This window comes from uncultured Amnibacterium sp., assembly GCF_964244015.1.
Lineage (GTDB): Bacteria > Actinomycetota > Actinomycetes > Actinomycetales > Microbacteriaceae > Amnibacterium.
Genome location: NZ_CAXTHO010000106.1, coordinates 1 through 10,577, shown reverse-complemented (window position 1 = coordinate 10,577; position 10,577 = coordinate 1). Strand labels below are relative to the sequence as shown.

General features: G+C 73.2%; 11 protein-coding genes. 2 read left to right on the top strand and 9 right to left on the bottom strand.

Features of this window, described 5'->3' with window-relative positions; genetic code table 11:
• Positions 1-437: 437 nt before the first annotated feature.
• From ACFE67_RS11720 to ACFE67_RS11680, 9 genes are all read right to left on the bottom strand, one after another.
• Complete coding sequence (locus tag ACFE67_RS11720; RefSeq protein WP_375407059.1) at positions 438-683, bottom strand: glutaredoxin family protein; 246 nt, start codon at positions 681-683, stop codon at positions 438-440.
• 21 nt (positions 684-704) lie between these two features.
• A complete protein-coding gene (locus ACFE67_RS11715) occupies positions 705-1,313 on the bottom strand; it encodes a helix-turn-helix domain-containing protein (RefSeq protein WP_375407058.1) in 609 nt (202 codons plus the stop codon).
• A 32-nt stretch (positions 1,314-1,345) separates the two neighbouring features.
• Positions 1,346-2,464: an FAD-dependent oxidoreductase gene (locus ACFE67_RS11710; protein ID WP_375407057.1), complete on the bottom strand. Its 1,119-nt coding sequence runs from the start codon at positions 2,462-2,464 to the stop codon at positions 1,346-1,348.
• Complete coding sequence (locus ACFE67_RS11705; protein WP_375407056.1) at positions 2,461-3,036, bottom strand: HutD family protein; 576 nt, start codon at positions 3,034-3,036, stop codon at positions 2,461-2,463. Before ACFE67_RS11705 ends, ACFE67_RS11710 begins: the two co-directional genes overlap by 4 nt.
• Positions 3,033-4,349, bottom strand: a complete 1,317-nt coding sequence (locus tag ACFE67_RS11700; RefSeq protein ID WP_375407055.1) for an FMN-binding glutamate synthase family protein — start codon at positions 4,347-4,349, stop codon at positions 3,033-3,035. Before ACFE67_RS11700 ends, ACFE67_RS11705 begins: the two co-directional genes overlap by 4 nt.
• Before the next feature lie 19 nt (positions 4,350-4,368).
• A complete protein-coding gene (locus ACFE67_RS11695) occupies positions 4,369-5,070 on the bottom strand; it encodes a protein glxC (protein ID WP_375407054.1) in 702 nt (233 codons plus the stop codon).
• Entirely contained in the window at positions 5,058-5,960 is a 903-nt protein-coding gene (locus tag ACFE67_RS11690; protein ID WP_375407053.1) for a glutamine amidotransferase, read from the bottom strand. The genes ACFE67_RS11695 and ACFE67_RS11690 overlap by 13 nt, the downstream gene beginning before the upstream one ends.
• A 40-nt stretch (positions 5,961-6,000) precedes the next feature.
• The gene (glnT, locus tag ACFE67_RS11685; RefSeq protein ID WP_375407052.1) at positions 6,001-7,311 is read right to left on the bottom strand and encodes a type III glutamate--ammonia ligase; all 1,311 of its coding nucleotides are present in this window, start codon (positions 7,309-7,311) and stop codon (positions 6,001-6,003) included.
• Between the two features lie 97 nt (positions 7,312-7,408).
• The gene (locus tag ACFE67_RS11680) at positions 7,409-8,695 is read right to left on the bottom strand and encodes an ammonium transporter (protein ID WP_375407051.1); all 1,287 of its coding nucleotides are present in this window, start codon (positions 8,693-8,695) and stop codon (positions 7,409-7,411) included.
• Between the two features lie 190 nt (positions 8,696-8,885).
• Here ACFE67_RS11680 and ACFE67_RS11675 point away from each other — a divergent pair, with 190 nt between their 5' ends.
• Both ACFE67_RS11675 and ACFE67_RS11670 read left to right on the top strand, forming a co-directional pair.
• Positions 8,886-10,094 (top strand): GAF domain-containing protein, encoded by a 1,209-nt coding sequence (locus tag ACFE67_RS11675; RefSeq protein ID WP_375407050.1) that lies wholly within the window; start codon positions 8,886-8,888, stop codon positions 10,092-10,094.
• A gap of 127 nt (positions 10,095-10,221) precedes the next feature.
• On the top strand, positions 10,222-10,577 hold a 356-nt coding region (locus tag ACFE67_RS11670; RefSeq protein ID WP_375407049.1), incomplete at its 3' end, for an aldehyde dehydrogenase family protein.

Here is a 10,577-nt window from a genome sequence, read left to right as displayed (position 1 = left end):
GAGACGGGTCAGACCCGACGGTGCGGAACCCACCACCAGTCTCACTGCCTCGAGATCACCCCGAACCGGTCGAAGCTCCGCCCAGATTCCTGATGGTCTCGAGACGGCCGAGGACGGCCTCCTCGACCACCGAAAAGTCGCCGGCGCGGGCTCCGAATCACGATTCGCCCCCGCCCTCCGCTGATCGAGGTGCGAGCGCAGCGAGCCTCGAGATCACCCCGAACCGGTCGATTGGTCTCGAGACGGCCGTGAACGGCCTCCTCGACCACCGGTAGGTCGCCGGCGCGGGCTCCGAATCGCGATTCGCAGCCGCCCTCCGCTGATCGAGGTGCGAGCGCAGCGAGCCTCGAGATCACCCCGGAACGATCGAGCCCGATTGGTCTCGAGACGGCCGTGGACGGCCTCCTCGACCACCGAGGAGGGACCGTGCGGAGCCGTCAGACCAGGGCGAGCTTCTCGCGCAGCGCCTCGTCCGAGGGCTCGACCAGGTGCGAGCCGTCCGCGAACACGACCACGGGGATGCTCGAGCGGCCGCTGATCGCGATCGCCTCGTCCGCGGCCTCCTTCGACGCCTCCACGTCCACCCAGCGGTAGTCGACGCCTTCCGCGTCGAGCAGCGCCTTCGAGCGGCGGCAGTCGCGGCACCAGTCGGCGCCGTACACGGTCACGGTGGTGTCGGGCATTCCTCGACCCTAGATCAGTCGTCAGCGGGTGGGGCTGCGGGTCGCGGAACGGACGGCGAGGAACCGGATCGGCACCGCGACCAGCTCCTGCGGACCGTGGGGCGCCTCGCCGTCGATCAGCAGCGAGTCGCCGGGCCTCAGCCGGAACGTCTGCTCGCCGTGGGCGTAGACCATCTCGCCCTCCAGCATGAAGAGGAACTCGGTGCCGCCGTGCTGGAACAGCGGGAACACCGCCGAGCTCTCGGTGAGGCTGACCAGGGTCGGGTCGAGGGCGGCGTCCACGTCCTTCAGCACCCCGAGCTGCCGGTAGACGTGCCCGAGCCGCGTGCCGCCGCGGACCGTCACGCTGCCGCCGCCCTCCCGCGTGAACACCGCCTCCCGGTCCGCGTCCGCGCCGCGGAACAGGGCGGTCACCGGCACGCCGAGCCCGCCCGCGATCCGCCCGAGCGTCGTCAGGCTCGCCGACGTCGTCGCCGACTCGATGCGCGACACCATCGCCTTCGAGATGCCGCTCAGGCTCGCCAGCTCCGCCGACGACAGCCCGCGTTCGCCGCGGTAGTCGCGCACCCGCGCGGCGATGACCCGCTCGAGGGTGCCCGGGTCGGGCGTCTCCTCGGTCTCCGACTCCACCCGGTCAGCCTACGGTCAGGGATCCAGGTGGCTCAGGCCGCGACGAGGAACCGGCTCGGCGCGCGGGCCGTGCCGAGCACGCTCTCGGCGGCGATCCGGCCGATCAGCGGCGCGAACTTCGCGCCGTGCCCCGAGCACGGTGACACGACCGTGACGCCGTCGGCGCCGTCCAGCACGAAGTCCTCGGTCGGCGTCATCGTGAACAGGCAGGTGGTCTCCGCGTAGGGCACGGGTTCGAGGCCCGGCAGGCAGCGGGCGACGTAGGCCGTCACCCGCTCGCGGTTCGCGGCCGAGACCCGGCCGTCCTGCTCCACCGCCGAGGCGAGCGGGCTGCCGCCGAGGAACTCCGCGACCTTCTGCCCGCGATGCCCCGCGTCCCGACCGCCGGGCAGCGCGTAGACCTGCATGCCCGGCGCCTTGTGGATCACCGTCGGCCACGTCACCCCGGAGGGGCGGTAGGGGAAGTGATAGGCGTACTCCTGCGACACGGTGAAGCGCGGCAGCCGCGCGCGGAAGCCCACGGGCAGGCCGAGATCGTCGAGGAGGGCCGGGAGCCAGCCGCCGGCCGCGACCACGACGTGATCCGCCTGCAGCACCCGCCCGTCGACCGCGTGCAGACGGAGGCCGGAGGGGGCGCGTTCGACGCGGGACAGCACCCAGCCGGTCTCGACCACCGCGCCGTCCGCCTCCGCGAGCCGCACCATCGCCTCGACGCTCGCCTCGGCGTCGATGACCCCGGCGTCCGGGTGCCACAGCACGTCGGTGTCGAACGCGATGCCGGGCCAGCGCTCCGCGGCGGCGGACGGGCCGAGCAGCTCGTGCTCGACGCCGATCTGCTCGAACACCGCGGCGAGCGCCGCCGGGTCGCGCTCCGCGCCGAAGTCGACGGCACCGGCCGGCGTGATCAGCGGCATGCCGGACAGCCGCTCGAGCTCGTCCCAGTCGGCCCGCGCCTCGACGACCAGCCGGGCGTAGAACGGGTCCGGGTAGGCGTAGCGGAAGATCCGCGCCGACCCGTGCGAGCTGCCGTCCGGGGAGGCGGGGACCCGCCGCTCGAGCAGGGTGACCGCGCAGCCCGCGCGCGCGAGCTGCCATGCGGTGGCGGCGCCTGCGAGACCGGCGCCGACGACCGCGACGTGCGCGGGTCTCACCGCGCCTCCGCCGGCCGGACGCGGATCTCGGCGACCAGGGCCTTGGTCGCGACACCGGTCGCCTCTCCCGGCCGCAGGCGGGCGAGCCCGAGCGGCGGCACCGCCTCCCCCGCGACGGTCAGCAGCCCGTGCAGCAGGACGACCGCGTGCACCTCGTCGTCCCACCGCACGGCACCGCGTGCGGACACCACTCCGATGCCGCCAGCGCATTCGGCCCGCGCCGTCATCATGTTCAGCACGCGCGACGGGCGACCCCGGGACCCGAACCCGCGGCGCACGGCGACGCTGCTCCCGCCGTCGAACGCGACCGGCTGCCGGGGCCGCACCCGCACCGTGCGGTCGGCGATGAGCAGCGTGACCTGCGCTCCCGACACCCCGAGCAGTGCCCGGTCGACGCCGGGGAACACGCTGAACGGTCCGTTCGCGGCGATGTCGGCGAGGCTCACCCGCCAGGCGAAGTCGGAGCCCGTCCCCGGTTCGGTCCAGAGCGTCCGGGTCGTGCCGCCGCCGTTCCGCCACGGTTCCGGCGGCACCGCGGCGGGGTCGACGACGGACCCCGCCGGGGGCCTCACAGCCGGCCGGGGATCCACGTCGTCCCCGCGAGCGGCACCCGCGCCATCGCCGACGCCTCCACCGTCAGCGCGACCAGGTCCTCCGGCTCCAGGTTCAGCACGTGCGACTTGCCGCAGGCGCGCGCGATGGTCTGCGCCTCCATCGTCAGCACGCGCAGGTAGTTCGCGAGGCGCTCTCCGCCCGCCACCGGATCGAGCCGGGAGGCGAGCTCCGGGTCCTGCGTCGTGATCCCGGCCGGGTCGCGCCCGTCCTGGAAGTCCTCGTAGAAGCCCGCCGCCGAGCCGAGGGACTCGTACTCCTCGGCGAACCGCGGCGAGTTGTCGCCGAGCGCGATCAGCGCCGCGGTGCCGATCGAGACCGCGTCGGCGCCGAGCGCGAGCGCCTTCGCGACGTCGGCGCCCGAGCGGATGCCGCCCGAGACGATCAGCTGCACCTCCCGGTGCACCCCGAGCTCCTGCAGCGCGTCGACGGCCGGGCGGATCGCGGCGAGCGTCGGGATGCCGACGTGCTCGATGAACACGTCCTGCGTCGCGGCCGTGCCGCCCTGCATGCCGTCGAGCACCACCGCGTCCGCGCCCGCCTTCACGGCGAGCGCCGTGTCGTAGTAGGGGCGGGAGGCTCCCACCTTGACGAGGATCGGCTTCTGCCAGTCGGTCAGCTCCCGCAGCTCCGCAATCTTGATCGTCAGGTCGTCGGGGCCGGTCCAGTCCGGGTGGCGGGACGGGGACCGCTGGTCGATGCCGACCGGCAGCGTCCGCATCGCGGCGACCCGCTCCGTGATCTTCTGGCCGAGCAGCATGCCGCCGCCACCGGGCTTCGCGCCCTGACCGAGCACGATCTCGATCGCGTCCGCGCGGCGGATCGCGTCCGGGTTCATCCCGTACCGGCTCGGCAGGTACTGGTAGACGAGCGTCTTCGAGTGCTCCCGCTCCTCCGGCGTCATCCCGCCGTCGCCGGTGGTCGTGGAGGTGCCCACGGCCGATGCGCCGCGGCCGAGCGCCTCCTTCGCGTTGGCGGAGAGGGCGCCGAAGCTCATCCCGGCGATCGTCACGGGGATGTCGAGGTGGAGGGGGACGGCGCCGTGCCGCGCGCCGATCACGACATCGGTGCCGCACGCCTCCCGGTACCCCTCCAGCGGATAGCGGGACACGCTGGCGCCGAGGAACAGCAGGTCGTCGAAGTGCGGCAGCGACCGTTTCGCGCCCCACCCGCGGATGCGGTAGATGCCGCTGTCGGCGGCGCGCTGGATGTCCCGGATGGTCGCGCGGTCGAAGGTGGCCGACTCGCGCAGCGCGGGATCGAGATGGGTCATGGGGGCAGCCCTTCCGGCCTCAGTACGCGTGCGTGTTCGCGGAATGGAAGTGGTACAGCGTGCGGGCGGAGCCGTAGCGGCGGAACTCCTCCGGCGCCTCCGGCCGGCCGGCAGCGGTGAGCAGGCCGGCCAGCTCCGCCAGGTGCTCGGCCCGCATCGGCTTCTCGACGCAGTCCGCCCCCAGCGACTTGACGCTGCCGCGGACGTAGAAGCGCGCCTCGTAGACGGAGTCGCCGAGCGCGTCGCCCGCGTCGCCGCAGATCACGAGCCGCCCGGCCTGGGCCATGAAGCCGGACATGTGGCCGACGTCGCCGCCCACCACGATGTCGACCCCCTTCATGGCGATGCCGCACCGGGCCCCGGTCGACCCGTCGACGACGAGCAGACCGCCGTGCGCGGTCGCGCCGGCCGACTGCGACGCGTCGCCGGTGACGTGCACGGTGCCGCTCATCATGTTCTCGGCGAGCCCGGTGCCCGCGCTGCCGTGGATCGTCACCGTGCCGCGCTGATGCATGCCGGCGGCGTAGTAGCCGACGTGGCCGTCGACGACGACGTCGATCTCGGTGTCGATGCCGACCGCGACGCTGTGCGCGCCGCGCGGGTTCGCGACGCGGTAGCGCGCGCCGGCCGCGGCCGCGTGCAGTGCGCTGTTCAGCGCACGGACGCCGCCCTCGGCGAGGTCGACGACGGTCGCCTCGGCGGCGGTGCTCAGAGCTTCCACGTGTACACCTGCCCAGGTTCCGGCTCGAACACGTGCGCCTGCTCGATGCCGGGCAGGCCGACGAGGGCGCGGTACTCGGAGGCGACGGCCACCCACTGCGGCGTCTCCGCGACGATCGCGGGCTTGCAGGCGATCGGGTCGCGCAGCACCGCGAGACCGTCCGCGGTCGTCACGACGAGCGTGTAGAAGCCGTCGAACGTCGCCTTCAGCCGCGTGAGCGCCCCCTCCAGGTCGTCGCCGTCCCGCAGCCGCTGCGCCAGGAAGCGGGCCGCGACCTCCGAGTCGTTCTCGCTGTCGAAGACCGCGCCGGAGGCGACGAGCCGGCGCCGGACCGAGGCGTGGTTCGAGAACGAGCCGTTGTGGACGAGACAGAGGTCGTCGTCGACCGTGAAGGGGTGGGAGCCGCCGGCGGTGACGGCGGACTCGGTCGCCATCCGGGTGTGCGAGACGCCCTGCGTGCCGGCGAGGCCGGCGAGGCCGTACCGGTCCGCGAGCTCGACGGGATGGCCGACGCCCTTCAGGTTGGCGACGTGGGTGCCGCGGCCGATCTGCTTCGCGCTCGGCGCCGCCGCACGGACCGCCGAGACCAGCTCGGCGACCGGGGCGGGAGCGAGCACGAGCGTCGTCTCGCCGAGCGTCCGGACCTCAGCGGCGCCCGGCTGCCCGAGTGCGACGCCGACCGCCGCGGCGAGCGCGTCGTCGGGCAGCGGGCTGTCGAGCAGCGTGACCGTCGCCTTGCCCTGCTGCACGAACGGTTCGACGTCGTAGACGGCGATGCCGGCCGAGTCGGGGCCGCGGTCCACGATCTCGCAGAGCATGGCGTGCATCAGGGCGCCGAGCTGCGGCCGGAGCGCCGGGTCGATGATCTGCAGAGCGGCGATACCGCACATGCGATCCTCCTTCGTTCGAGTGGTGCTGTCGTGGTGTCGGTCAGATCGCGGTGAGGTACGCGTCGACCTCCCACGGGGTCACCGTGTTGTGCCAGCGGAAGAACTCGTCCTCCTTGACCCCGGCGTAGTACGCCGACACCTCCGGTCCGAGGGCCGACGCCAGGGTGTCGTCGGCCCGCAGCGCGTCGACGGCGTGCAGCAGCGTCACGGGCAGCGGCAGCCGCTCGGTCGCGTCTCCCGGCTCGCCGGGGTCGGCACCGGTGTCGAGACCGGCGATCCCCGCCGCGACCGCCGCGGCGATGGCGAGGTAGGGGTTCGCGGACCCGTCGCCGCCGCGCAGCTCGATGCGGTTGCCGTCGGGCACGCGGATGTAGTGGGTGCGGTCGTTGCCGCCGTACCCGGCGGTCTTCGGCGACCAGGTCGCCCCGGACTCGGTCGTCGCGGCGCCCCGGCGCTTGTACGAGTTCACCGTCGGCGCGAGGAACGCGGAGAGCGCGGGCGCGTGCTCGAGGATGCCGCCGATGACCGAGTAGGCGGCCGGTGACAGCCCGAGGCCGCGCGGGTCGTCGCCGCTCGGGAACGCCGGCCCGGCCTCATCCCACAGCGAGAGGTGCAGGTGCATGCCGGTCCCGGTGCGGTCGGTGAACGGCTTCGGCATGAACGTCGCCGTCATCCCCGCGTCCGAGGCGAGCATCGCGAGGATGTACCGCAGCGTGACGACGCGGTCAGCGGTCGTCAGCGCGTCGGCGTAGGCGAAGTTCTGCTCGAACTGCCCCGCGCCGTCCTCGTGGTCGTTGGCGTAGTTGCCCCAGCCGAGGTCGTTCATCGCCCGCGAGACGGTCGACAGGTGCTCGTACATCCGCGTCACGCCGCGGGCGTCGTAGCAGGGCCGCAGCGCGGTGTCGAGCGCGTCGGCGGTCGTCAGCGCGCCGTCCGCGCCCCGTCGGACGAGGAAGTACTCGACCTCCGCGCCGACCATCGCCGTGTAGCCGCGGGTCGCGAGGGTGTCGAGGACGCGTTTCAGGAGCACGCGCGGTGCGTACGGCCACGGGTCCGCGCCGACGTGCGGATCGCACTGCACCATCGCGAGGCCCGGCCGGACGAACCCGAGGGGGACGTAGCTGGCCGGATCGGGGACGGCGAGGAGGTCGGGATCGGAGGGTCGCTGCCCGATCGCACCGGCCGCGAAGCCGGCGAAGCCGAGCTCCCCCGCCTCCAGCTCGGCCAGCGCCTCCACCGGCACCAGCTTCGCGCAGGGCTTGCCGTGCAGATCGACGAACGTCGCGAGGATGAACCGGACACCGTCCGCCTCCACCCGGTCGGCGAGCGACGGGGCGGCGTCCGCACTCATGCTGGCTCCTCCATGATCACTGATGGTAAACCTGATTCATCCGGGTGAGTCGCACGCGGGAGCGCGGCGAGCCGGTCGCCGCGCTCCCGCGACAGCGTCACGCGCGGGCGCGCTCGTCGAGGTAGGCGTAGCCCGACTCGCCGTGCAGGGCGAGGTCGACGCCGGCGAGCTCGTCCGCGTTGCGCACGCGGAACCCGATCGTCTTCTGGATGACGGTGCCGATCACCCAGGTGACGCCGAACGAGTAGACGCCCACTGAACCGGCGGCGATGGCCTGCACGAGCAGCTGCCGGGCGTCGCCGCCGACGAAGAGGCCGGTGCCGTTCGCGAAGAAGCCGAGGTAGAGCGTCCCGATGATGCCGCCGACGAGGTGGATGCCCACGACGTCGAGCGAGTCGTCGAACCCGAAGCGGTACTTCAGGTCGATCGCGAACGCGCACGCGGCGCCGACCAGCAGGCCGAGCACGATCGACCAGGTCGGCAGCAGGGCGGAGCACGCGGGCGTAATCGCGACGAGCCCGGCGATCGCGCCGGACGCGGCCCCGATGGAGGTCGGCTTCCCGTGCCGGATCTTCTCGACGGCGATCCACGAGAGCAGCCCTGCGCAGGGCGCCACCAGCGTGTTGAGGAAGACCACCGACGCGGTGTTGTCCGCGGCGAGCTCGGAACCCGGGTTGAAGCCGAACCAGCCGAACCACAGCAGGCCGGCGCCGAGCAGCACGAACGGTGGGTTGTGCGGCTCGTGGGCGCCCTTGGCGAAGCCGACGCGCCGGCCGAGCACGATGGCGAGCGCGAGCGCGGCCGCGCCGGAGTTGATGTGCACGGCGGTGCCGCCGGCGAAGTCGATCGTGTTGACCCCGAACACCTGGCCGAGGCCGTACGCGATCCATCCGCCGTCGACGATGTCCGACCCGTCGAGCGTGAAGTTGAAGACCCAGCCGGCGACCGGGAAGTAGACGATCGTGCCCCACAGGCCGGCGAAGAGCATCCAGGACCCGAACTTCGCGCGGTCCGCGATTGCGCCGGACACCAGGGCGACGGTGATGATGGCGAACGTGGCCTGGAAGCAGGCGAAGGCGATCGGCGGGTATGCCGCGCCCTTCGGCGTCTCGAGCAGGCCGCCGAGCCCGATGTTGGCCCAGTCGAGACCGAGGAACCCGTCGATCCCGACGTAGCCGGGTGTGCCGGCGCCCGAGAACGCGATCGTGTAGCCGTAGAGGACCCAGAGGACCCCGATCAGGCCGGTCGTGCCGAAGGTCATCATCATCATGCTGATCACGCTCTTCGACCGCACGAGACCGCCGTAGAAGAAGGCGAGACCGGGGGCCATCAGTAGAACGAGCGCGGAGCACAGGAGCACGAACGCGGTGTTGCCCTGATCCATGGGATCTCATCTTCCTGTTTCATGGGGGTGAACTGGATTTACTCTCTGAGTTCTAGCAGCGCCGGGTATCCGCCGCGTTCCGGCGTCGTTACGGCCGTGTAACGAGGCCAGGGCGCGGTGGGCCGTTCCGCCGGAGGGGTCCGAGGGCTACCGTGAGCCCCGGACGTCGACGACGACGGAGGTCTGCACGGTGCGCACGGACACGCGAGCCGGGCTGCCGGGCACCGCCCGGCGGCTCGTGGTGGAGTCCTGGGAGCGCGCCAGGCGGCGACGGCTGGAGCCCGACCGTGCCACCGCGCCGGTCGGCCTGGTCGACGACGGTCTCGAGGAGGCGCGGCGCTCCTCCCCCCTCGCTGCCGCGATGCCCGTCATCCGAGGGCTGCTCACCCGTGACGCCGACGACGGGTCCGGGGTGGTCGTCGCGGTCGGCGACGCGGCCGGCCGGCTGCTGTGGGTCGAGGGCGACCGCGATCTGATCCGCCGCGCGGAGTCGATGCGCTTCATGGCGGGCGCGGACTGGTCGGAGTCGAGGGTCGGCACCTCCGCCCCCGGCACGGCGCTCGCGCTCGACACCGGGGTGCAGATCGCCGGCCCGGAGCACTTCGCGCTGCAGGTGCGCGACTGGAGCTGCACCGCGGTCCCCGTGCACGACCTGGAGACCCACGAGACGATCGGGGTGATCGACATCACCGGCGGGCTCGACGTGGTCGCGCCGCACACCCTGCCGCTGCTGCAGGCGACGGCCGCCGCGGTCGAGCGGGAGCTGCTGCTGCAGCGGCTGCAGCGCGGCCGCCGGACCCGCGGCACGGAACGGCCGACCCGCGCCCCGAAGCTCGCGGTGCTCGGCCGGGACAGTGCCGCGCTCACGGTCGACGGCAGGGGCGCCGCGCTCTCCCTCCGGCACGCGGAGCTGCTCACCCTGCTCGCCTGGCACCGCGGCGGCCTGTCGGCCGAACGGCTCGCAGAGCTCGTGCACGGGCGGGCGGACGCCGTCACGACCGTGCGACCCGAGATGGTGCGGCTCCGGCACGTGCTGCAGGCCGTGGCGCCCACGCTCGTGCCCCTCGCGCGCCCGTACCGCCTGGCGGTGCCGCTCGACCTCGACGCCCGGCAGCTGCTGGCACTGCTCGACCGCGGCGCGCACCACGCCGCGCTCGACGCCTGCGCCGGGCCGGTGCTGCCCGCCTCCGTCGCACCGGGGATCGACGAGATCCGGCAGGAGGTGGAGGGGCGGCTGCGCGAGTCGCTGCTGGAGAGCGCGTCGCCCGACCTCCTGCTCGCCTACGCCGAGCGCATCGCGCCCACCGACCGCGAGCCGCTCGTCACGGCACTGCGGCTGCTGCCGGCCCGCTCCCCGAAGCGCGCCGGCATCGTCGCCCGACTGGACGGGCTGCACTGACCCGCTGCCGGGGCAGTGCAATCGGGTGCAACCTCCCGCGACGTACCGTCCGGAGCGGCACGGGAACCGTGCCCGGGCGCGGAGGCCGCGTCCCGGACGACGAAGTCTGGAAGGACGAGTTCCGACGATGACGATTGCTGCGGACGCCCCGGCCGAGAAGGCCACCGAGGCTCCCACCTCCGCTCCCCAGGTCTATTCGGCCCCGGGCACGCAGGGTTCGGTGGTCAGCTACAAGCCCCGGTACGACCACTTCATCGGCGGGCGGTACGTGCCGCCGGTCGAAGGGCAGTACTTCGACGACATCACCCCGGTGACGGGCAGGCCGTTCACCGAGATCGCGCGCGGTACCGCGAAGGACATCGACGCCGCGGTCGAGGCCGGCTGGAAGGCGTTCCCCTCCTGGGCCCGCACCTCCCCCGCCGAGCGCGCGCTGATGCTCACCCGCATCGCCGACCGCATGGAGGCGAACCTCGAGGCGATCGC

Excerpts from the sequence above, each read along its gene's own strand:
- ACFE67_RS11680 (WP_375407051.1), bottom strand. The coding sequence starts at position 8,695 with ATGGATCAGGGCAACACCGCGTTCGTGCTCCTGTGCTCCGCGCTCGTT.
- ACFE67_RS11720 (WP_375407059.1), bottom strand. The coding sequence starts at position 683 with ATGCCCGACACCACCGTGACCGTGTACGGCGCCGACTGGTGCCGCGAC.
- glnT (WP_375407052.1), bottom strand. The coding sequence starts at position 7,311 with ATGAGTGCGGACGCCGCCCCGTCGCTCGCCGACCGGGTGGAGGCGGAC.
- ACFE67_RS11690 (WP_375407053.1), bottom strand. The coding sequence starts at position 5,960 with ATGTGCGGTATCGCCGCTCTGCAGATCATCGACCCGGCGCTCCGGCCG.
- ACFE67_RS11700 (WP_375407055.1), bottom strand. The coding sequence starts at position 4,349 with ATGACCCATCTCGATCCCGCGCTGCGCGAGTCGGCCACCTTCGACCGC.